The organism is Fusicatenibacter saccharivorans (genome assembly GCF_027667425.1).
GTDB lineage: Bacteria > Bacillota > Clostridia > Lachnospirales > Lachnospiraceae > Fusicatenibacter > Fusicatenibacter saccharivorans.
Genome location: NZ_JAQEGR010000010.1, coordinates 136225 through 158392, shown reverse-complemented (window position 1 = coordinate 158392; position 22168 = coordinate 136225). Strand labels below are relative to the sequence as shown.

Genomic DNA, 22168 nt, shown 5'->3' with positions numbered 1-22168 from the left:
GAGCGCCATTCCGCTTCAAACTGAGCAAAGCTCAGCAGGTTGATTAATTACTATTGGTTATTCTGCGATCCCTGCCAGGAAATTCAAGGCGATATGCCTTAGATGTCATTCGACTTAAGCAGGCATCTGCGTAGGTGGAATCCCCAAAAAGCTGATACCATCCGGATACTGGAATCTGTGAGATAATAATAGTTGCCTTGCGGCAGTCTCTGGACTCGATGATTTCAAATAAATCGCGGCATTTCTCGATGTCCAGATCCATTAAGCCGAAATCATCTATCACCATGAGATCATAAGCTGCCATTTCATTCGAATACTCAAAGTAAGTACCTTCCTGCCTGGCATGATCTGATTCCTTTAAGAGTGTGTTCGCACGTATGTATTTAACAGTACGGTTCTGATGCATTGCTGTGATACATAAGGCGCAGGCGATGTGCGTTTTCCCAGCACCGGCCCCTCCGGTCATCAGCAGGTTATTCGGCTCATCGATCCAATCACACTTGGCCAGAAGTTCTATGACGTGTGTATTCAGCTGACGTTCTGGATCATAGATTGAACTGTCAAGATCAGCTGCAGGATATTTCAGGGTCGCTTTCTTCATGAGACGTTTAAACTTTTTACTCTCACGCTGATCCCACTCCTGATTTACAATAGCAGCAAAGCGGACTTCAAATGGTTCGAGACCTGTGTTTGGTTCCAAAAGCTGCTTTTCAAATGCTTCAGCCATACCGGACATGCGAAGTTTATACAGCCGATCCATGAGTATGTTCTGTTCCTTTGTGAGTTTATCGTTATAAAGATAGTCTTTTAATCTGTATGCCATAGTACGTCACCCTTACTTATAGTAGTCCTTTCCTCTGATATTTTCATGATTGGGCAGTGTTCCTGGTGAATGCTCGGGGAGTTCCTTCACATCCATCTTTTTCAGCATCTGCTTGAAGGTAAAATACTTACAGGAATTGATCTCTATACATTTACGGGCAACTTCTTCAGCAGCACCTTTCGGGATTGTTTTTACTTTATGCAGGATACCTGCACAGGCATTATAGGACTGCTCTTCATGTTTTGATGATTTAAGGAGTCTGTCAATCAGTTCTGACATCGCAGGACCAATGGCAGAAGCCCAGCGGCGGTAATAATTACCATCCTTTGAATTGACTTCTTTGTAATAAAGGTGTTCTGGCGGCATATGTTCATCTACCGTGATATACAGCGGAAACTCTCTATAAGACCGCTTATGTGTACAGATCAGCCGATTATACTGATCACAGATCCTGATCTCTGAAGCGGTTGCCTTCAGGATTGCAGGCTTGCCACAGTAAGAGTACAATACGGAGTAGTAGTGGCCGTCATACTCGATGTGGTAGTTGTTGGGAACTTTTAGGACCGCTTTATAGTCGCAAGCCGTGTAACATCCGCCTGGCAGTGGTTTCATACATGGTTTGTCATACTTTTCGAAAGCATCCTGTCTTGAGAAGTCCTTGCCTTGAAAAGATCGTTTATTGAGGACTGCTACTATTTTTTTGATTTCAGCATTTAGGTCTTCAAATGATACATATATCTTTTCTTTCAGTTTCTCAACCAGGTGTATTTCAAGATAACGTACATGATTTTCAACTGTAGGCTTGCCTTTCGGCTTTCTAGCGGGTGGTGGAAGAACTATAGTTTCATAGAAATCTTCCAGATCTGCAAAGGTAGACTGCAGGATAAGTTCATCCTTTGTGTGCTTGGTTACAGCAGTTCGCAGGTTATCGGGCACAAAGTATTTCGTAACAGCACCATAAAATGAAACAGCATGGGCACAGCCTTCTATAAAACATGGGAGCTTCTCATTTGGAAAAGCTTCTGCATAGATCAGACTGCTGACTCCAAGAGTGGTCGCAAAGATATGGACTTTTTTGATCTCGCCCGTTTCGGTATCTGTTAACAGTTCCGGCTGATCACCGACCCAGTCGATATACATCTTTTCACCCGGGATTCGGTTTACGGCCATTGATACCTTCTGGCCACCATAGTTTTCTGCCATGAATCGGTTGAAGTATTCGTAAAACTGTGATTTCTCATAACCATCAGGATTCTTTTCTTTATAATCCAGCCAACAGAACGAAATGTTCATGCGGCTCCCTGGTGCATGGATTCTGTCATAGTAATACTGGAAATCTGGAAGTGGGACATCTTTCCTCTGTAGATTTTTCTGCGGATAGAAAAGGTTCTCAACTTCCTTAGGTGCCATCATTCGGAGTTCCTCGATTGGGATTCCGTTGGCATGGTATCGGCTCATGATCAGATTTAATGTACCTGAGCCAATCTTGTAACGGTCCATAACGGACCTGGTCTTGCATCCATTCAAACGCATCTGGATGGAGCCGATAATCGTGTTGTAGTCTTGCATAGTTATGCCTCCTTTCGTAATCATTTGATGACTACGAAAGAACTATAACACGTTGAAAACTTATTGATCAGCTGAAGCGGAAACGCGTTCAGTTACATCCGGAAAGACTGATCAGCTCTTAGCGGAATGCGTGGTCAGATGAGCCGGAATTTGCATATGATGGCAGATTATATCCAGAGTATTCAGATCGCACCAGACGGCGTAGTGACTGAGATTTATCCGGAAGACGGAAATGAGGCTGGAAAGATAGATCTTATTTATGATAAAGAACGAGGAAAGATATCTTGTTATGCCAGAGACAATGATGTGATAACCATGCAGGGACCATTTTCTTTGAAACAGGGTGGAACGGGGATTGCTGTAAGAAATCCGGTGTATGTGGAGCAGAAAAATGGCGAAAGGACATTTTGGGGATTTACAATTGTAATTATTCGTGTACCGGATATATTCGCTGATTCTATAAAGTCACTTACCGATTTTAGCTATGAATATAAGTTGTCTAAAAGTATTGCACCGTGGGATGAAACATACGAAGAAGTGTATGGCTCAGTTGTGGAAATGATTGATCCTGTCACATATACTTTCGAATTAGGTGACAGTCAATGGGTTCTGGAAGTGATGCCTGAAAACGGATGGAATAGCAATGAAAAGTTATATAGACTATGGGGCTGCGGTTTACTGATTGTTTTGCTTTTAACTGGATTTGTTTTTATGATTATGTTACTGCACAGGACACAGGAATCGGAAAACACAGTAGTGAAATTAAATAAAAAACTGCAGAAAGCATTGGAGCAGGCGAAAACAGCCAGTGTTGAAAAATCTAATTTTCTGTTTAATATGTCACATGATATACGTACTCCTATGAATGCAGTTATTGGTATGACGTCATTAATAAGACATGATGCAGGAAATAAAGATAAAGTAATAGAGTATGCAGATAAAATAGATATTTCATCCCAGCATCTGTTAGGGATTATTAATGATATTCTGGATATGAGCAAAATTGAGGCAGAAAAAACAGTTTTTAAATACGATGATTTCTCTATTCTGAATTTTATACAGAAAATCAATAATTTATTTCATTCACAGATAGATGAAAAGAAACAGACTCTTACAACAAAGAAAAATATCCGACATGAGTGGGTGAACGGGGATCAGCTTCACCTGATGCAGATTTTCAACAACCTGCTTTCTAATGCAGTGAAGTACACGCAGGAAGGTGGAGAAATTCAGTTTCTGGTAGAAGAATGTGAAACAAATTCATCCGTCTATGCAAAGTACCGTTTCTTAGTCAGGGATAATGGAATAGGAATGTCAGCAGATTTCAAAGATAAAATCTTTGATGCTTTTACCCGTGCCGAAAATTCTGTGACGAATAAGATCCAGGGAACCGGTCTTGGAATGGCTATTACCAGAAATCTGGTTGAAGCAATGGGAGGTACCATTGATGTGGAGAGTGAACTGGGACAGGGAAGTTGTTTTGAGGTTCTCATAGAGCTGAGAATTGCAGAGGATAGAACAGTTGCTCTGGCGGCACAAGAAGACACAGATGAGCAGAATGTACCATCTGTGAAAATGGTGAAGAGGTTTTGAAAGCATTTGAACAGTCTGCTCCGGGGGATTATGACATGATCCTGATGGATGTGCAGATGCCTGTTATGAATGGTTATGAGGCAACAAAGGCAATCCGCAAAAGCTCCCATGAACTGGCAAAGACGATTCCGATCATTGCCATGACTGCGAATGCATTTTCCGAGGATATTCAACATTCCCTGGCAGCTAGTATGAATGCACACGTTTCAAAACCAGTTGAGATGAAAGTACTGGAAAAGACAATCAGAAGCATAAAATCCGGCGGGGGGGGGCACCGAACCGCAGGGCATTGAACAGTGACAAATGGTTTTGATACAGTAGTGTAATTTTATTAAATCAGAAGGTTGACAAAGAGATGTATAGAGAAATATATTTGACAGACAGACAGACAGACAGACAGACAGACAGACAGACAGACAGACAGGAGATTTAATATGATTTCGAGAGCAAAGAAATATGTGGCAGTATTACTGGCTTTTGTATGCGTGTGTATGATATTTTCTCCCCAGACTGCATATGCAGCCGAGGACAGTTCGCAGCATGAAACTGTCAAAGTCGGTTTCTTTGCCATGGATGGTTATCATGTGATGGATGAAGAAGGCAACCGCAGTGGGTATGGCTATGATTTTCTTCGGCTGATGGCCCGTTATTGGGATGTAGATTACGAATATGTCGGATATGATCAGAGCTGGGATGATATGCAGCAGATGCTTGAAGATGGCGAGATTGACATGGTAACATCTGCCCGCAAAACACCGGACAGAGAAGAAAAGTTTGATTTTTCACGTCCGATCGGAACCAATTATGGGATGCTGACCGTCCGCAGTGACAACAGCACGATTGTGGACGGCGATTACAGCACTTACAACGGTATGCGTGTGGCGCTTTTGAACGGAAACACCCGGAATGAAGAGTTTGCGGATTTTGCAGACAACAAAGAATTTACATATGTTCCATCTTATTTTGATACGACCGCAGAGATGGAGGAAGCCCTTCAGAGCGAAAAAGTTGATGCGATTGTTACCAGTTCTCTGAGAAAAACAAACAATGAGCGAATCGTGGATAAATTTGGCAGCAGCGATTTCTATGTCATTGTTAAAAAGGGCAATACAGAATTGCTGAATGAGATCAATTATGCGATCGATCAGATGAATGCGGTTGAGGGTGACTGGAAAACGACGCTTTACAATAAAAATTATGAAAGCATAGAAACTAAGAATCTGGAATATACGGAGCAAGAAAAAAGTATTATTGCACAATATTCCAAGGACAACCCGCTTCATGTTCTGTGTGATCCGACCCGTTATCCATATTCTTATAATGAAAATGGTGAGATGAAGGGTATTATCCCGGATTACTTCCGGAAAATTGCAGACTATGCCGGGATTTCCTATGAGTTTCTTACACCTGCCACCAGAGATGAGTATATTGCTTATCAGAAAAATACGGAAACCACAGATATGAGTATCGATGCACGCCTGGAAACAGATAACTATGCTGAGACGAAAAAATGGGGGATTACTGCACCTTTCATTACAATGCAGCTGGCAAGGGTGACACGGCGTGACTTTGATGGAGAAATCAATGTTGTTACTACGGTTGACCAGACAGCATCAAATTCAATTGCAGATGCAATGGCACCTGGTGCAGAAAAGCTGATGTGCAGTACCCGGCAGGAAATGATGGAAGCTGTCCGTAAGGGTAAAGCCGATGCTGCCTTCGTCTACTATTACATGGCACAGGCGTTTGTGAATAGTGACACTACGGGCACCATGACATATACGCTGCTGGAACAGCCTACATTCACCTACCGCATGGTAGTTTCGTCAACAGAGAACCATGCGCTGGCTGGTATTCTGACGAAAGCAATGTATGCCATGCCCCAAAATCTTGTCGAAGATCTAGCAGCACGGTATACCACATACAAAGCAGCAGATCTGACATTTGTTGACTGGATCCGTCTGCATCCTGTTGTTACTGTTTGGGTTCTTCTTATTTTCGGATGGCTGCTGACTACTATGGCTGTGATAGCAATGCGTCTCAGTGCAAGAAAAAAAGCTCAGAAGGCAGCCCAGGAGACGGCTGAGGAAATGGCGGAACTGGCAGAGCATGCGCAGGCTGCAAACAAGGCAAAAACAGCATTTCTGTCACATATGTCCCATGATATGAGAACACCGATGAATGCAATCATGGGATTTACCGGTATTGCAATGAAAAATAATCCGTCAGACGAAGTGAAAAATTGTCTGGAAAAGATTGATGAAAGTTCAGAGTATTTACTGTCGCTGATCAATGATGTATTAGATCTGACTCGCGTGGAAAGTGGAAAAGTGAAATACAATCCGGCACCGGCAGATTTGAAAAGTATCACAGATTCTGCACTGGATATTACAAAAGGCTTTCTTACGAACAGGGATATCAGCTTTAAGATCCAGCGTGAAGAAGCAAAGATCCCAAATGTACTTGTGGATCCTGTACGTCTGCGAGATGTGCTGGTTAATATTCTGAGCAATGCCGTGAAGTTCACTCCGGATGGAGGGACGATTACATTTGAAGCCCGGTGTCAGGAAAAGGGCGGGGATGGATATATAAATATGCATTACCGCATTTCGGATACTGGTATTGGCATGAGTGAGGAATTTACAAAAGAAGTTTTTGAGGAATTTGCACAGGAAGATTCCGATGTGAGAACGCAGTACCATGGAGCTGGACTGGGGATGGCTATCGTAAAGAAGTATGTAGATATGATGGGTGGAACCATTTCCGTGCGGAGTAAAAAGCATGAGGGAACTACTTTTACTGTGGATATTCCTCTGGAAATTACAGATAAGGAATGTAATAAGTCAGACACAGGTTTTTCTGAAAAGGTAAATCTTACAGGTGTGAATGTTCTTATTGCAGAGGATAATGAACTGAATGCAGAGATTGCTGCCGTGCAGTTGGAAGAGTTCGGGATGAATGTAGAAAGAGCTGTGGATGGAAAGAATGCTGTTGAGATTTTCAGAAATCATCCGAAAGGCACATTTGATGTAATCCTGATGGATATCATGATGCCTGAAATGAATGGTTATGAAGCGGCAAAAGCAATCAGGGCGATGAATGACAGACCGGATGGAAAAAACATTCCTATTATAGCAATGACAGCCAATTCATTTGCAGAAGATGTTCAGGCATCACTGGATGCAGGAATGAACGCACATTTGTCAAAGCCGATTGTGATTGAGGAAGTTATAAAAACGATTTTAAGGTATGTTCATAATGATTAGCAGAGGTTCATGAATTAGTGGAATACAATTGACAGGAGGGCTAAAAGATGACAATGCAGGAGTGCTATAAAGCTATCGGAGGAAATTATGAGGCTGTTTTGGGACGCCTTCACAGCGAAGCACTGATTCAGAGATTTACATTAAAGTTCCTTGAAGACCAGAGTTATCTACAGTTAAAACAGGCATTGGAAAATAAAAATTATGAAGATGCTTTCCGCAGTGCGCACACATTGAAAGGGGTGTGTCAGAATCTTTCCTTTGACCGTCTGTTAGTAAATTGACACAAGTTGGCTGTAGAGTATAATTATAGTAAAAGTACAGCAGAAGCTGTCGCAAAGATATTTATAAAAATGTTGTGGGGGTATTGAACATTAATGAATGTAAAATTAAAATCTGGAAGCAAGCAAGCAAGCAAGCAAGCAAGCAAGCAAGCAAGCAAGCAAGCAAGCAAGCAAGCAAGCAAGCAAGCAAGCAAGCAAGCAAGCAAGCAAGCAAGCAAGCAAGCAAGCAAGCAAGCAAGCAAGCAAGCAAGCAAGCAAGCAAGCAAGCAAGCAAGCAAGCAAGCAAGCAAGCAAGCAAGCAAGCAAGCAAGCAAGCAAGCAAGCAAGCAAGCAAGCAAGCAAGCAAGCAAGCAAGCAAGCAAGCAAGCAAGCAAGCAAGCAAGCAAGCAAGCAAGCAAGCAAGCAAGCAAGCAAGCAAGCAAGCAAGCAAGCAAGCAAGCAAGCAAGCAAGCAAGCAAGCAAGCAAGCAAGCAAGCAAGCAAGCAAGCAAGCAAGCAAGCAAGCAAGCAAGCAAGCAAGCAAGCAAGCAAGCAAGCAAGCAAGCAAGCAAGCAAGCAAGCAAGCAAGCAAGCAAGCAAGCAAGCAAGCAAGCAAGCAAGCAAGCAAGCAAGCAAGCAAGCAAGCAAGCAAGCAAGCAAGCAAGCAAGCAAGCAAGCAAGCAAGCAAGCAAGCAAGCAAGCAAGCAAGCAAGCAAGCAAGCAAGCAAGCAAGCAAGCAAGCAAGCAAGCAAGCAAGCAAGCAAGCAAGCAAGCAAGCAAGCAAGCAAGCAAGCAAGCAAGCAAGCAAGCAAGCAAGCAAGCAAGCAAGCAACTGTAGCCCGGAGGGTGGGAGAAAGATGAAGAAGTGCAAATTAGTACAGAATATAAGAAATTTCAAATCTTGTTATTTTATATTTTGCACAATGATATGTTTAGTTGTTTTTCCTGTTTCCACATCTGCCCAAGAAAGATCCAGAGCGGATCTTTATCACAGGAAATACAGGAATTGATGCTTTGCACTATACGGTGCGAAGTGATTTTTATCATCCGGAAACAGAATGGGCAAAAGGCAGCAGACTGATTGCTGTAACAGCACACAGAAGGGAGAATCTGGGAGAGCCCATGCGTGATATGTTCCGGGCTATACGCAGGATCGTGGAAGAATTTACAGATGTGAAGGTTATTTATCCTGTACATTTGAATCCGCAGGTCAGGAAGATCGCAGATGAGGAATTTTGTGGATGCGAGAGAATACACCTGATCGAACCACTGGATGTGGTGGAATTCCATAACCTGATGAAAGTCAGTTATCTGATCATGACAGACAGCGGCGGAATTCAGGAAGAAGCTCCTGCACTGGGAAAACCGGTACTGGTCATGCGGGATACAACAGAGCGTCCGGAAGGTGTGGAAGCAGGAACCTTAAAGCTTGTAGGCACGAAGATGGAGGATATTTACAGAGAATGCAGGCGGCTTCTTACAGAGCCGGAGACATACAGAAAAATGAGTGAGGCTAGAAACCCTTATGGTGATGGGACTGCAAGTATCAAAATCAGAAAAATCCTGGAGGATATAGATGCATAAGCATAAGCAGAGCCAATGCAAAAGAAAAGTGAAACATCGAAAGAATGTGATGGGACTTATTATATTTTGCATAACTGTGTGCATTGTGTTTATGTTTGCTTATTATCAGAACCTGAGAAAAGAAATATCTGTCCGGCAGGAATGGCTGGAAACCGTCCTGACCAGAGAAAAAAAGTGGATCCTTGAGAATCAGGGCCCTGAAGGCGAAATCTATATGAATGGAAGTAAAGCCGGAGATGTTAATCCATACTTTGCATGTATGGCTGCACTGGGGCTTCTGGCAGAAACAAAGAATTGCCCCATGACTGAAACAGAGCAAAAAGCTGTTGGCAGGTATCTGGACTGGCATACTGGGGTTTTGCTGGAAACAGATGGAAAAATGGGAATCTACAGGAAAGAGGGTGGGGAACTTATTTATAAAGAAAAGGCTGATTCCGAAGACGGATATCTTGGTATGTACCTTTTTCTTATGGGAAAATATCTGGAAAAGACAGAAAGTACAGACCTGCCGGAATCCTGGAAAAATGGAATCAGCCTTGCATTAAAAAAGATTCAAAGCCTGATGCAGGATGGAATTACACAGGTTTCAGAAGAAAACACAACAGTTTATCTGATGGATAATCTGGAAGTGTGGAAAGGCCTGTACGAATTGGAACTTGCAGGACTGGAAGATACGCAGGCGATCAGTGAAATTCGTAAAAAGATACAGAAACAGATAGAAAAGATATTCTGGGATGATGCGAATCAAAGATGGAGAATTATCGGAAACAGTGATCGGTATCATCAGACAGAATTTTATCCGGATGGTGTTGCTCAGATTTATCCGCTGATTTATGAATTTCCGGTAAAAGAGAAGAAAAAGCAAAAGGTATTATATGATCAGTTTACGGAAAGGTTTCAGTGGCAGAAACTGAATAAAAAAAGAACTGGCTTTTTGTGGGCAATGACAGGAATGGCTGCTGCGCAGATGAGGGATATCAATAACCTTGTGGAATTAGTAGGAAATTATGAAACAGAATATTGTAAGAAACGAAAATATCCGCTATATACAGGCGAAGCAGGATGGATATGCATGGAATGCGAGAAATTGTATGGATTATATGAAAGAAAAATAAAAACAGCATATTTGCAATATGCAGTTTGCGGATGTTGATGAAGCCCAAAGAACCCGAATCTGATTGCAATCAAGTAAAACGCCGGTTGTGTGAATTTCTGAAAAAACGTGAGGAAGAATTAAGCTCCACGCATGAAAACCTCCAGTTTATTGCCGTGAACCAGGAAGGATACTATTATTCCGATGAGGGTCTGCAGGGCGTGTGGTACGGATCTAAAGATCTGCAGGATGCGGATATCAAAAGCTTTCTGACATCGGACTGGATCACCAATGAAAACCAGATGGTATTTGCCAGAAAACTGCAGAGCCAGCTGGTGGTCGACGGCAGTATCATCACACACTTTATTCTGATCCGTTCGATGGAGGAGATGGCACCGTATTTCAGAAGCAGTGCATTCAGCAACCAGAGCACGACGTATGTGGTGGACAGCAACGGAACGAAGATGTTCGAGGATACCGCTGTCGAGGAGCTGAGGATTCTGGCAGTAATTCTGCTTCTGATCCTGGCATCGGTTCTCTTTGTGACGAAATTCCGGAACAGCAGCCACCCGCTGGCAAAGAAAATCCCGATTCTTGCGATGACAGCCAACGCATTTTCAGAAGATGTGCAGAATGCCTTCAATGCGGGCATGAACGCACACATAGTAAAACCGGTGGATATGAAGGTACTGATAAAAACAGTGTGGAATCTTCAGACGGGCGCCGGAGCGGCAGGAACTTTAAATTGAAAAAATCCGGCAGAGTGTTTATAATGGATGGGAAAAACAAAACAGAAAGGCAATGCCGTTATGCGTAAAATTACAGAATTAAAAGAAAAACAGGAGATTGCGCTTGGAATATTACTGTATCTGGATGAAGTCTGCCGGAAACATCACCTGATCTATTTTGCAGCAGATGGAACTCTGCTCGGGCTGATCCGGCATCAGGGGTTCATTCCGTGGGATGATGATGTGGATGTCTGGATGCCGAGAGCGGATTATGAAAAACTGGAACAGATTGTAAACAGCGAAACGGATACACCGTACCGCGTCATGAATTTTCATAATACAAAGGGTTTCACACTGGCATACGGAAAGCTGGTACACACCGGAACGAGTCTTGTGGAGCACGTGGCAGGAGCTGTGGATACCGGTCTTTTCGTCGACATTTTCCCGTTTGACGGACTGCCGGAAAAAGATACACCGGAGTACGACCGTCACTGGAAAAAGCTGCTGTTTCTGGAAAGCCAGCGGATGAATGCATTCCGCACCTACCGCCAGACCTTAAAAGGAAACAAAGGAAGCTTCGCAAAATGGTGCAAATGGGCGATCCGGAAATGCTATGGAAAAGAGCGGATTCTGCGCGAGATGGAAAAAGAGTGCAGAAAGTACCGCGCGGAGGACTCAAAGTGGGTGGCCTGCCAGTGCGGCGGTTACCGCAAGTCGGACGCGATTCCCAAAACAGCGATCGAAGAGATCGTGCGCCTTCCGTTTGAAGGCCATCTGATCAATGCCCCGGCGGGATATGAGACGTATCTTCACACCCTGTACGGCGATTACCATCAGCTTCCGCCGGAGGATCAGCGTCATCCTGCGCATGTGGGAGATGCCTACTGGCGTTAGAACAGAGAAAAAAGCAGATGAGAGGTAAGCAATGAGTAAAATACTGGTGCTGGGACGTACCATGGACATGGGCGGAACGGAAGTTGCCATGGCAGCGCTGCTGCAGAAACTGGTGGAGAAAAAAGAAGATGTAACGCTTCTTCTGGTCGAAAAAAGAGGCGTTCTGCTGGAGCGGATTCCGAAGGAAGTGGAAGTGCGCCAGATGATCTGGAACAAAAAACCGCATCCGGCTTTGGAACGGATTGTGGGAAAACGGGAGACACCGGCAGAACGGTCTTTCTATGCCAGAGGAATGGGCGTATTTCTGATGCGCGTCGTGTATGGAAAGAAACGGTATGGAAAACTGTATGAACGGATTCTGGAGTGTGTGGAGCCGGAAACAAAACAATACGATCTTGTTTTCGACTTTTTCGGATTCGGTGCGTTCACAACCGCATTCGGAGCCAGAAAGACGAATGCGCGGAAAAAAGCGGTCTGGTTCCACGGAGAAAATCTCTGGTGGCTGTTCCGGACCAGGGACTTTATTCCGGAGTATGATAAAATTTACTGTGTTTCCGAGCCTGTCCGAAAACAGGTCATTGCCCGTTTTCCGGAACTCGCGGACCGGACAGAGGTTCTGCTGAATTTCATTGACATCAAACAGGTGCAGAGACGGAGTGAGGAGCCGCTTAGCGATCCGCAGTACACAGGAGAGCTGAAATTTCTGACGGTGGGAAGAGCTTCGGAAGAAAAAGGATATGATATTGCGGTGCAGATTACGGCGGAGCTGAAAAAACGGGGACTTCGCTTCAAATGGTTCATCATCGGTGATGGAAGAGATCTGAACAAGCTGCGGACCATGGCAAAGGAATATCAGGTGGAGCAGGAAATTATTTTTCTCGGAATGCGCGAAAATCCTGCGCCGTACGTAAAATCCTGCGACCTGTATCTCCAGCCGTCCCGTCACGAAGGCTATCCGATTACGATTGTAGAGGCGAGAAGCCTGCAGAAGGTCATCATCGCTTCCGATATTCCGTCCATGCGCGAGCAGATCCGAGATGGGGAAAACGGATATCTCTGTCCGCTGGATGTGATGCAGTTTGCCGATAAAATCCAGAAAGTGCTGGCAGATCAGGAAGGACGCGATGCGGTCAGAAAGAAGCTGCGGGAGGAACCCATTGATTTTTCAGCGGGATATGCGCAGATAGAAGCGTTTGCAAAAAAATAAAAGAGAAACAGCAAGAAAAAACGCCAGAACCGGCGATAAGATATTTCCGGTTCCGGCGTTTCTTTAGTCCTGGCGTCCCTGCTTGTTTTCATACATATACTTATCTGCTTTGTCAAACAGCATGCGGAGCGTACATTCGTTGTAATCGGTGGAAAGTGCCAAGCGGTGGGAATAGCTGATGCGGAACTGGGTTCCGTAGCTGTTGAACTGTTCGACTTCGTTCTGAAGCTCTGTGAGGATTTCTGTGATGCTTTCGCGGGTTGCATCATAGATGACCGCCATAATTCATCGCCGCCGTATCTTCCTACGAAATGCTTCGCGGGAATCGAGTTTCGCAGCAGCCGGGCAAAGTTCAGAATCAGCTGGTCGCCAATGGAGTGGCCGAGGCTGTCGTTGACGCGTTTCAGGTTGTTCATGTCAAAGACGATACAGGCGGTAGGAGTTTTGATGAATTCCACATTGTGGAACAGCTCTTCGCACTTGCTCTTGTTCGGCAGTCCCGTGTGAAGGTCGATGTAGGCTTTCTGTTCCAGCTGGCGGTTGGCACGGGAAACTTTGACTGCGGCAACCGTTTCATCTGCCATCTGGAAATACGTCTCTCTCATGTCTACCAGACCCGCCGTTCCGTTTTCTCCGGATCCGACCTTCTGAATTTCATTTTTCAGTTTATCCCAGCAGGCAATCTGGACATCCAGTTTTTTCTGATAATCCTTGTCGGAAAGACTCACGAGATCGTAGTGGCCATCCTCGTATTTCAGTCCGCTTAAGATATCGTCCAGGTCTATCTCAAATCCGGAAAGATCCCAGACTTCAATACTCTTTTTTTCCTTCCTGAAGCTCCTTTTTCTCCCCTCGTCCCGCTGAAACATGCTTTCCGCATCCTGAAACAGAAGCCTTCTTTCATCTTTCAGACGGATTACCGTTTCTAAACCGCATTCTTTCAAAGTATTGATAAACGGGGCATTCAGGTACAGCGCATCCGCCACAATCACATCTGCGAAATGACCATGCCTTTTCTTTAAATGCCGGATGAGCCTTTTCGCTCCTGTCAGTTCCCCTTCATCTTTTTCTGAACCATCTCTGGGTTTCAGCATTTCCTGCCCAAAGATCACATGCGGCGATTTTCCTACCGTCATACATACCACACTTCGATGAAAGTATTTTGTCTTCCCCGTCCCGTTCTTCCGGCTCAGGCAGTCTGTACAGGACTTTTTTGTACTGCTGAATAATTCCATCCCATCAATACCTGCCGCAACATATCCGCCTATGGTTCCTTCCCGAAATACGCGGTTGCGTTTCAGAACATCAATCGTCTGCGCGTGAATTTCCTCGATTTCTTTTGGATCAATCCGGGAAAGAAGATCCCTGACTGCATCAACTTTTGGGATTTTTCCACGGATACAGTTTTTCAGTTGTTTCTCCATGCTTTCCGGCGCTGAAAAAATGGTGTGAAAACTTTCATACTGAAGCATCAGGAAAATCAGCACTGGCATAACGATATTAAACAACGGGATGGATTTTCTTTTTCTTTCATCGGATAAACCCTTGATTTTTTGTGGAATTTTGTATACACTTTTCATATAAGTTAGCAGTTTCTTCAATGCTAATTTTTCATTAAGGACACCTTCTTTCGTATGTTTGTGGGGTAACATAATTATACAATAAAAGGTGTCCTTTTTGAGTGTTTATCCGGACTGCGGCACAGATGGCCCGGGCATTTGGTGCTAATTTTACAGCACTGTATGTGCAGACCGCGGAACCGGCAGAGAAAACGCCGGAGGATCAGGCAAGGCTGCAGAAGCATATCCGCCTGGCAGAACAGAGCGGGGCGGAGATTGTAACGACGCACAGCGAGGACATTGCCCTGCAGATTGCAGAATATGCGAGAATTTCCGAAGTAACGCGGATTGTCATTGGAAAAAGCATGATGGATCAGGGATTTTTTCGAAAGAGAAGGGGATGGACCGAACGGCTGACCGATCTGGTGCCGGATTTGGAAATCCATATCATTCCGGATTCCAATATCATTACCATATATCTGGTCGGCGTTATGATGACATCCATTCTGACCAGCGGTTATACCTGCAGCGTAATCAGTTCTGTGATCAGTGTAGTGCTGTTTAACTACTTCCTGACAGAACCTTCTTTTCAATACCAGCCAGCTTCTGCAGAAGGCAGAGGATGCGTCGGAGATTTTTGATATTACAGCGACAAAGCTTGTAAAACTGCTGGGAAGGGATCTGACGGCCGCACCGGCAGGGGCACAGGAGAGCAGAATTGTCCGCGGAACACTTTACAGCGCGCAGACAGGAGGAAAGACGGAAAAAATCTTTGACCCAAGGGAACAGGAAATCATTCAGTGGGTTCTCGACAGCCAGAAAAGAGGAGAAAAATATCTGGATCGCGGTGGAGGACAACGGCCCCGGGATTCCAAAAGAGTCCAGAGAGCATGTGTTTGAGATGTTCTATTCCGGGAAAAATAAAGTAAGCGACAGCCGCAGAAGCCTTGGCCTTGGACGGGCACTCTGCCGTTCGATTGTAAATGCGCACGGCGGGGAGATAGCACTTTATGACTGCGATCCACAGGGCTGCTGCTTTTGATTTAACCTGCCGCTCAGCGAGGTGAATTTGAATGAATAAGACATTAATTCTGGTTGTGGAAGATGATACGCCGGTTCACAACCTGATTACTACGACGTTAAAAACACACGATTATAAGTATATTTCTGCAAAGAACGGTGCGGGTGCCATTATGGAGGCATCCACACATAATCCCGACATTGTTCTGCTCGACCTTGGCCTGCCGGATATTGATGGCGTAGAGGTGATTGAAAAGATTCGAAGCTGGTCGAATATGCCGATTATCGTAATCAGTGCAAGAAGTGAGGACAGCGATAAAATCGAGGCATTGGACGCAGGAGCGGATGATTATCTGACGAAACCGTTTTCTGTGGAGGAACTGCTGGCCCGCCTTCGAGTCACACAGCGCCGTCTGTCCCAGATGCAGGCAGAAAATGGAGTCCAGTCGGCTGTCTTTGAAAATGGCGCACTGCGGATCGAGTACGCAGCGGGGTGCGCATATCTTGACGGAGAGGAACTTCATCTGACCCCAATCGAATACAAGCTGCTCTGCCTGCTGTCGCAGAATGCAGGGAAGGTGCTGACGCATACGTTTATCACACAGAAAATCTGGGGAAGCAGCTGGGAGAATGATATCGCTTCCCTCCGTGTTTTCATGGCGACGCTTCGGAAAAAGCTGGAAAAGAACGGAGAGCAGACGCAGTATATTCAGACGCATATCGGGGTTGGCTACCGGATGCTGAAGGTAGAGTAAAAGAAGAAAAAATTTGACTTTACAGGCCTAAAATGATAGCATAAAGGACAGAGAACGCAGTTTTGGGAGGACGAAAAAACGGATGATGAAAAACCTCGAAGTACTGGAGGAAATAAAAAAACAGGGAAAAAACCTGATTGGGACAAAACGGGATGAATTTGTAAAGCAGAATCTTTTATCGGATGAGTTTATTGAGATGATGCAGAAGAACAAAAAGCCGTTCGATCTTCTGATGTCGTATTATCAGTGCGCCATTATGGAAATCGAGACAAAGTTCCGGGTGCTGAATCAGGAATACTCGCTTTCCTATGACCAGAACCCGATCGAAGGAATCAAAACAAGGGTCAAATCGTATGAGAGCATTATGCGGAAAATCCGCGTGAAAGACATCCCGGTCACACTGGAGTCTATCGAGGAAAATATCCGCGATATCGCCGGTGTGCGCGTGATCTGTTCTTTTCCAAGCGATATTTATAAGCTGGCAGACAGTTTTCTGAAACAGGATGACATTACGCTGATTGAGCGGAAGGACTATATTCAGCATCCGAAGGAGAGCGGCTACCGCAGTCTTCATCTGATCGTTCAGGTGCCGATCTTTTTACAGGATACAAAGAAACTGGTTTACGTGGAAGTACAGTTCCGTACGATCGCGATGGATTTCTGGGCGAGTCTGGAGCACAAGATGCGCTACAAGAAAAATATTCCCGAAAATCATGTCAAATATCTGCAGGATGAACTCTACGACTGCGCAAGACAGAGCGCGGAGCTGGATAACCGTATGCAGAATATCCGGAATCTGATTGCAGAGGAAGCAGAAGAGGAAGAGTGCGATACGCTTGCAATGCTGCCGATGAAATAGAGAACGGATTTGGGAGTTGGAGAAAAAGAGCATAAAAATACGCCGCAGGTCTAGTGATCAGATCTGCGGCGTATTTTTGCTCATGCTTCTTTCGAATAATGAATATGCTGCAATTTCCATTTCTCGTCCTCTTTGACGGCGACCTGTGTCTCGAGTCCGCGGATGCCGTACGAAGTGCCATCCTCACGGCGGATGCATTCGGTGTGGTAAGAGAAAAGGATGAGAGCTGTGTTTTCGTTGATCAGACGCGGTTCAATTTTATCTGTGCGGAACAGGATGGAAAAATCAAGCGAAGGTTCATAAGCGGCTTGCGCGGCTCGATTCGGTTAAAAAATCAGCTCCTGTTCCCGAAAGAGCGAATCAACGGCCTCTTCATACTCGGCAAGGCGATTTGCTTTTTTGATCTTTTTCAGATACTTCTGGGGATTCGTAAACGATGTTCCGAGGTAAATCCACAGTGCCTTTAATTTAAACAGCACATTTTTATCCCCGGAAATAACGCGCGCATAGCCGGCACAGAGATCTTCGCAGAATGCGCGCAGCAGCTCCTTATCTGCCGGAGCTAAATTTTCACTGCTGGCAGGATCTGTACTGCGCAGCATCCCGATCAACCAGGGGTTCTGCAGCACCCCGCGGCCGAGCATGACCTTTTCCGTCAAGGGAAAATCATGGCAGAGCTTCTGAAAATCAGCGGTTGAGAAAAGATCCCCATTGTAGCACAGCGAGTGGCGGCTCGTCTCATATGTTGTCCGATAACACTCCATGCGCGGCGTATATTTGTAGAAATCTTTCTGAATCCGCGGATGAATAATCAGCTCTTCCAGCGGATATTTGTCATAAATCGCAAGCAGCGTCTCCCACTCATCGGTGTCGGTTGTGCCAAGTCTTGTCTTGATGGAAATCCGGCAGTCGCAGGACGAAAAGATTTCATCGAGAAATGCATCGAGTGTATGCGGCCACGCAAGCAATCCGGAGCCGCGCCGCTTGGCGACAACCGTGCCGGACGGACAGCCAAGGTTCAGATTGACGGTATCGTAGCCGTACTCCTTCAGTTCTTTTGTCAGAGAAAGAAAGTCCTCCGCCTGGTTTGTGAGAATCTGCGGGATCACCGTCATCCCTTCGTTATGCTCCGGGAGAATGTCATTGCGCTCGCGGGAGCTCATCTTTTTATTTGTAATAAATGGCGTGAAATAACGGTCAGCCGCCGGAAAATATTTGTGGTAGGCGCTCCGGTACACATATCCGGTCAGCCCTTCCATCGGGGCGAGATAAAATTGCATGATGATAAAATCCTTTCAAAAAAATCGGTTTTCCAATACGAAAAGTGTATCATAAAACTGCCGGAAGGGACAGAAAAAAATGAAAGTAAAATAATATCTACTAAACAAGTAAGAGGTTAAAAGAAGAAGCCGGTGCGACGTCTGTTTTACAATGTGTGATGAGATGTAGAAAAAATCCGATACAGAATCTTTTTTTGAGGGGTCCTCAAAGATTTCTGTACCGGATTTTTCTAATTCTGCATATGAATCTGCTCGCCCGTCACCGGCGCAAAGCAGCGAAGCGTTTCGCCATCGAGATTCTCGCGGTGCATATCAACCGCAGAAATCTGATGATTGTCATACGTCGTATAATAGTAAATTCCCTGCGTCGCATTGCAGCAGGAAGTATAGAGCGTGATCTCATACTTTCCGTCCGCCACCTCGCAGCATCCTCTCTGCTGGTCGACAGAATTTAAAATATGGAAAAACTGGCTGACACTCTCCGTTTCGCTGTTTCCCGAGATCGAGTTCTGCTTTACAAACGCCACGCGTGCAAAGCGGGAAGCAGACGAGAGGTCGCCCGGCAGTCCAAGACCGCCCATGCCACGGCTGTACGTAGAAAGATCGAGCTGGTTGGAAAACGTGTTGGCCGGCTGTTTTGGTGACAGATGCAGGTAATTGTTCAGTGAGAACATCTGCATTGGAAACGGCGGATTGTTTGTCAGAACGCCGACCGGATTGTCGTAGACATGCAGACCGTCCGCCGTGGATTCCACGGTGATGGCACCCGATGCATCTGCGATGATCCAGTGAAGCTGTGCGAGCGGAAGATTCTTTTTAAAAGGTGTGCTGATGAGATTGATACGGGAGAGGGATTCTTTTGCTTCCGCAAGCGAAGCACATGTACCGAGAATCCACGGGATCAGCTCGAACTGCGCGATATTGTCTTTCTCCGGTTTCGGATCGAAATAAACGGCATTTCCTACAAAATTAAGGCCGGCGATACCAAGCCCTTTTTCATTGAACGCCTCATAATAGAGCGGGTAATCATCCATCACACACGCCATGCCGATCATTGCATAGTGATGGGAAAGGGACGGCATATGAAGAAAGGAAAACGGGTAATTGCGAGGTGTGACGGTGATCTGGTCGCCATAGGAAAATTCATAATCGAGTGTGCGGCCCATATAAAAGTCGCGTGTTTGATAGGTTGCTGCTGTACACATAGAAAAACTCCTTTCGATGGATGATTTGTCATTGCTGTAAGGTATCATAGCACAGAAGCGGAGGAACGAACAGGAGAAAAATATGAAAAAAGTATAAAAAAGAATCCTGCCAGGCAGGATTCTTCAGATCAGTCATAGATTTTGTGATTTGAAACATTCACCGGGCAGGAAGAGGTGGATTTAAGCATGATATTTCCGGAAGTGTTCTATGACAGCAACGGATTCTGCACTGACAGGTTTCGGAACAGCGGACGGTTTTGCAAGAAAATAGCCCTGCAGGAGATCAACATCCAGTTCCAGTACCTTCAAAAGTTCAGCTGGAGTTTCCAGACCCTCGGCAATGATTTTCATGCCTCTTTGATGTGCATAGGAAACAATATTTTCTACGATCTGCTGCTTGTCCGGATCGGAGTCGATATCGCGGATGATGGAAAGATCCAGCTTGATATACGCCGGTGCAAGCTCCAGAAGCGTTTTTTCATTGCTGTAGCCGCTGCCGTAGTCATCCAGGGCAAATACACCGGAAAATCCCGGCATCTCACGTTTTTTCAACAGAGCTGTAAGATCCGGTGAATCCTCCTCTGTGATCTCGATGACAATCCGATCCTGAAGAAAGCTGTATTGTTCGACGTAAGCCACTGACTCATCGTGATTCATGTATTGGCTTGCAATCGAATTGACAAAGAGAAGCTCATCACCGCGTATCTGATGGGTGGAGAGGAATGTGGCATAGGATTTTGCAGAGAGAAACATAGTCAGACGTTCTATTTCATGCAGGCACTCTTCCTCGTGAGCCAGCTGCAGGATCTGATCCGGACGAGTAAGTGCCGGGAGATTTCCGCGCATCAGCGCCTCGTAGGCGTAGATACTGCCGTCCGCAGCGGAAACAATTGGCTGGAAGTAATACGTAAACAGCTCTTCATTCAACATTTTATGGAACAGGCGGCGCATCTCGGTTTCCTTTGCGTTTTTTGTAAAAAGCTCCGGATCGAATTCGGTAATGTACCCTTTTTCTGCTTTCTTTACCTGGTACATTGCGAAATCCGCATATTTTTTCAGCGTAGACAGATCTGTACTGTTTTCCGGATACCAGGAAACTCCGCCGGAAAGGCGAAGGGGCAGTTTACGACCACTTGGCAGCTCCAGGGCTGTATTTGAAACCGCAAGGGAAAGATTCTGCAGAAGTGCTCGAATTTCTTCCTGCGATTGGTAGCCGTAGAACAGAAGATTAAATTCATCGCCGGAAATACGGGCACAGAGCGTTTTAGCCGGCACAGAGGAGATAAAACACTGTCCTGCCTGCCGGATATAGGCATCGCCCCAGTCGTGGCCGAAGGTGTCGTTGGTGCGTTTTAGATTGTCAAGGTCGATCATCAGAAGGGCAGCGTGACCGAGAACTTCCGAATGCTCAAAAAGAGCTTCACTTTCCCGTTGAAACGCGCGTCGATTGTAGAGACCGGTCAATGCATCGTAATCACGCTCGTGCTCTATGCGCTGCCGTTCCAGCATAACGGAGGTAAAATCTTCGACAAGTCCGATCTGCGCATAGCCCTCGCGGGAGGTCTCCATACGGATGTAGCGGATTGTTCCGTCAGAAAATGAAATTTCATACACCTTAGAATGCCCGACCCATACGGTATGAGAATGTGTCTGGTCAAATTCACGCAGCATCTGCTGGAAATACCGGGTGGAAAGCCCGGAGACATCTTCAGATGGAAGGTTGAGCATGGGAAAAAAGTTCTTTGTGACATAGACCGTGTTGAGATCAAAACGCATCTCATAGCCACCCAGTTCAATACTTGCCATTTCCATGATACGCAGGAATTTTGTGGAGGTTGTCAGAATAATGTGGATACTGCCGTCATCGGAAAAGTCATCTTCTTCCAGGTAATTGGGAAGATAGGCAGCCTTTTCTTTCTCTGTAAGATAAGGGGAAAGATCAACGACCTGTCCCATCTGCTCAAGCGTATAGGCGGTATCGGCGTAGGCGGAAAAAATATTTGGCATGGCAAGGGCACCAATCCTTCCTTTGGCGGCATCGAGAACATTTTTTCCCAGGTCATTGATGCTGCCCTGACTGGAGGCTTCGACCGTAATATGCTCTTTTTTTCCGATCGTTGTATTGAATTCCTCAACAAGACGTTCAAAGGAAGCTAACTGATCTCCGTTGTAATACGTCCATACGGTCAGCGTAACGGGTTTGTCGGAGGCGCGGCATCCGCCAAGAAGCGATACAGCGAGAACAGAACTCAAAAGAAAGGTTGTGACTTGATTTGAAAGAATTATAACATAAAGGAACAGGAGCCGCAATCGAAATTAAGCCGTGGAACAGAAAAGTTGTTACAGTTCACTGGTTCCCAGCGAACTGTAACATTCGCAGCCCTCATTTAAAGTTTTGCTTCGCAAAAGGAGGGCTGCTCACGCCTGAATCACTTTCTTACGCAGCGAAACAGCAAGTGTTTCACTGCTGAGTG

19 protein-coding genes and 1 pseudogene are annotated in these 22168 nt (G+C 45.4%); 14 read left to right on the top strand and 6 right to left on the bottom strand.

Annotation, left to right across the window (positions count from 1 at the left end):
- Positions 1–43: 43 nt before the first annotated feature.
- Positions 44–823 (bottom strand): ATP-binding protein, encoded by a 780-nt coding sequence (locus PGS38_RS11140; protein WP_055221200.1) that lies wholly within the window; start codon positions 821–823, stop codon positions 44–46.
- 12 nt (positions 824–835) lie between these two features.
- Positions 836–2392, bottom strand: a complete 1557-nt coding sequence (locus PGS38_RS11135; protein WP_118641309.1) for a Mu transposase domain-containing protein — start codon at positions 2390–2392, stop codon at positions 836–838.
- A 156-nt stretch (positions 2393–2548) separates the two neighbouring features.
- On the opposite strand from PGS38_RS11135, the gene PGS38_RS11130 reads away from it, so the two are divergent.
- The 10 genes and pseudogenes from PGS38_RS11130 (at position 2549) to PGS38_RS11085 (ending at position 13016) form a co-directional block, all read left to right on the top strand.
- Entirely contained in the window at positions 2549–3985 is a 1437-nt protein-coding gene (locus PGS38_RS11130) for a sensor histidine kinase (protein WP_243110862.1), read from the top strand.
- Entirely contained in the window at positions 3982–4278 is a 297-nt protein-coding gene (locus tag PGS38_RS11125) for a response regulator (RefSeq protein ID WP_270476260.1), read from the top strand. Before PGS38_RS11130 ends, PGS38_RS11125 begins: the two co-directional genes overlap by 4 nt.
- A 141-nt stretch (positions 4279–4419) precedes the next feature.
- A complete protein-coding gene (locus tag PGS38_RS11120) occupies positions 4420–7251 on the top strand; it encodes a transporter substrate-binding domain-containing protein (protein WP_270476258.1) in 2832 nt (943 codons plus the stop codon).
- Between the two features lie 47 nt (positions 7252–7298).
- Complete coding sequence (locus PGS38_RS11115) at positions 7299–7532, top strand: Hpt domain-containing protein (protein ID WP_238061014.1); 234 nt, start codon at positions 7299–7301, stop codon at positions 7530–7532.
- Positions 7533–7625: 93 nt separating this feature from the next.
- Complete coding sequence (locus PGS38_RS11110; RefSeq protein WP_270476256.1) at positions 7626–8348, top strand: cell envelope integrity TolA family protein; 723 nt, start codon at positions 7626–7628, stop codon at positions 8346–8348.
- Between the two features lie 128 nt (positions 8349–8476).
- Positions 8477–9094: pseudogene (gene wecB / locus PGS38_RS11105) on the top strand (non-hydrolyzing UDP-N-acetylglucosamine 2-epimerase); the annotation flags it as partial.
- 214 nt (positions 9095–9308) lie between these two features.
- Positions 9309–10247 (top strand): hypothetical protein, encoded by a 939-nt coding sequence (locus PGS38_RS11100; RefSeq protein ID WP_147326095.1) that lies wholly within the window; start codon positions 9309–9311, stop codon positions 10245–10247.
- The gene (locus tag PGS38_RS17820) at positions 10247–10936 is read left to right on the top strand and encodes a response regulator (RefSeq protein WP_158581767.1); all 690 of its coding nucleotides are present in this window, start codon (positions 10247–10249) and stop codon (positions 10934–10936) included. Before PGS38_RS11100 ends, PGS38_RS17820 begins: the two co-directional genes overlap by 1 nt.
- A gap of 60 nt (positions 10937–10996) precedes the next feature.
- Positions 10997–11809, top strand: coding sequence for a LicD family protein (locus tag PGS38_RS11090; RefSeq protein WP_158579613.1), 813 nt, complete (start codon positions 10997–10999; stop codon positions 11807–11809).
- Positions 11810–11840: 31 nt separating this feature from the next.
- Entirely contained in the window at positions 11841–13016 is a 1176-nt protein-coding gene (locus PGS38_RS11085) for a glycosyltransferase (protein ID WP_117760761.1), read from the top strand.
- Here PGS38_RS11085 and PGS38_RS11080 read toward each other — a convergent pair.
- Complete coding sequence (locus PGS38_RS11080) at positions 12920–14596, bottom strand: diguanylate cyclase (RefSeq protein ID WP_118640202.1); 1677 nt, start codon at positions 14594–14596, stop codon at positions 12920–12922. The two genes, PGS38_RS11085 and PGS38_RS11080, sit on opposite strands and share 97 nt — an antisense overlap.
- Before the next feature lie 101 nt (positions 14597–14697).
- Between PGS38_RS11080 and PGS38_RS11075 the strand changes: the two genes are divergently transcribed.
- The 4 genes from PGS38_RS11075 to PGS38_RS11060 all read left to right on the top strand — a co-directional run bounded on the left by PGS38_RS11075 (position 14698) and on the right by PGS38_RS11060 (position 17209).
- Complete coding sequence (locus PGS38_RS11075; protein ID WP_118640203.1) at positions 14698–15216, top strand: DUF4118 domain-containing protein; 519 nt, start codon at positions 14698–14700, stop codon at positions 15214–15216.
- Between the two features lie 131 nt (positions 15217–15347).
- On the top strand, positions 15348–15617 hold the full coding sequence (locus PGS38_RS11070) for a sensor histidine kinase (protein WP_243104841.1): 270 nt from the start codon (positions 15348–15350) through the stop codon (positions 15615–15617).
- A gap of 31 nt (positions 15618–15648) precedes the next feature.
- The gene (locus PGS38_RS11065; RefSeq protein WP_022461465.1) at positions 15649–16350 is read left to right on the top strand and encodes a response regulator; all 702 of its coding nucleotides are present in this window, start codon (positions 15649–15651) and stop codon (positions 16348–16350) included.
- Between the two features lie 82 nt (positions 16351–16432).
- Positions 16433–17209: a GTP pyrophosphokinase gene (locus PGS38_RS11060; protein WP_055227650.1), complete on the top strand. Its 777-nt coding sequence runs from the start codon at positions 16433–16435 to the stop codon at positions 17207–17209.
- A 326-nt stretch (positions 17210–17535) separates the two neighbouring features.
- Here the strand turns inward: PGS38_RS11060 and PGS38_RS11055 are convergent, their stop codons facing one another.
- The 3 genes from PGS38_RS11055 to PGS38_RS11045 all read right to left on the bottom strand — a co-directional run bounded on the left by PGS38_RS11055 (position 17536) and on the right by PGS38_RS11045 (position 21947).
- Positions 17536–18489: a tRNA dihydrouridine synthase gene (locus PGS38_RS11055; RefSeq protein ID WP_118640205.1), complete on the bottom strand. Its 954-nt coding sequence runs from the start codon at positions 18487–18489 to the stop codon at positions 17536–17538.
- Positions 18490–18719: 230 nt separating this feature from the next.
- Positions 18720–19694: a choloylglycine hydrolase gene (gene bsh, locus PGS38_RS11050; RefSeq protein WP_055219508.1), complete on the bottom strand. Its 975-nt coding sequence runs from the start codon at positions 19692–19694 to the stop codon at positions 18720–18722.
- 180 nt (positions 19695–19874) lie between these two features.
- A complete protein-coding gene (locus PGS38_RS11045; RefSeq protein ID WP_118640206.1) occupies positions 19875–21947 on the bottom strand; it encodes an EAL domain-containing protein in 2073 nt (690 codons plus the stop codon).
- Positions 21948–22168: the final 221 nt, after the last annotated feature.

Bases quoted from the DNA above. Each gene is read 5' to 3' on its own strand.
- PGS38_RS11100 (WP_147326095.1), top strand. From the start codon at position 9,309: ATGAATGGAAGTAAAGCCGGAGATGTTAATCCATACTTTGCATGTATG.
- PGS38_RS11060 (WP_055227650.1), top strand. From the start codon at position 16,433: ATGATGAAAAACCTCGAAGTACTGGAGGAAATAAAAAAACAGGGAAAA.
- PGS38_RS11090 (WP_158579613.1), top strand. From the start codon at position 10,997: ATGCGTAAAATTACAGAATTAAAAGAAAAACAGGAGATTGCGCTTGGA.
- PGS38_RS11140 (WP_055221200.1), bottom strand. From the start codon at position 823: ATGGCATACAGATTAAAAGACTATCTTTATAACGATAAACTCACAAAG.
- PGS38_RS11135 (WP_118641309.1), bottom strand. From the start codon at position 2,392: ATGCAAGACTACAACACGATTATCGGCTCCATCCAGATGCGTTTGAAT.
- PGS38_RS11120 (WP_270476258.1), top strand. From the start codon at position 4,420: ATGATTTCGAGAGCAAAGAAATATGTGGCAGTATTACTGGCTTTTGTA.
- PGS38_RS11130 (WP_243110862.1), top strand. From the start codon at position 2,549: ATGATGGCAGATTATATCCAGAGTATTCAGATCGCACCAGACGGCGTA.
- PGS38_RS11055 (WP_118640205.1), bottom strand. From the start codon at position 18,489: ATGCAATTTTATCTCGCCCCGATGGAAGGGCTGACCGGATATGTGTAC.
- PGS38_RS11085 (WP_117760761.1), top strand. From the start codon at position 11,841: ATGAGTAAAATACTGGTGCTGGGACGTACCATGGACATGGGCGGAACG.
- PGS38_RS11065 (WP_022461465.1), top strand. From the start codon at position 15,649: ATGAATAAGACATTAATTCTGGTTGTGGAAGATGATACGCCGGTTCAC.
- PGS38_RS17820 (WP_158581767.1), top strand. From the start codon at position 10,247: ATGAAGCCCAAAGAACCCGAATCTGATTGCAATCAAGTAAAACGCCGG.
- PGS38_RS11110 (WP_270476256.1), top strand. From the start codon at position 7,626: ATGAATGTAAAATTAAAATCTGGAAGCAAGCAAGCAAGCAAGCAAGCA.
- bsh (WP_055219508.1), bottom strand. From the start codon at position 19,694: ATGTGTACAGCAGCAACCTATCAAACACGCGACTTTTATATGGGCCGC.
- PGS38_RS11115 (WP_238061014.1), top strand. From the start codon at position 7,299: ATGACAATGCAGGAGTGCTATAAAGCTATCGGAGGAAATTATGAGGCT.
- PGS38_RS11080 (WP_118640202.1), bottom strand. From the start codon at position 14,596: ATGAAAAGTGTATACAAAATTCCACAAAAAATCAAGGGTTTATCCGAT.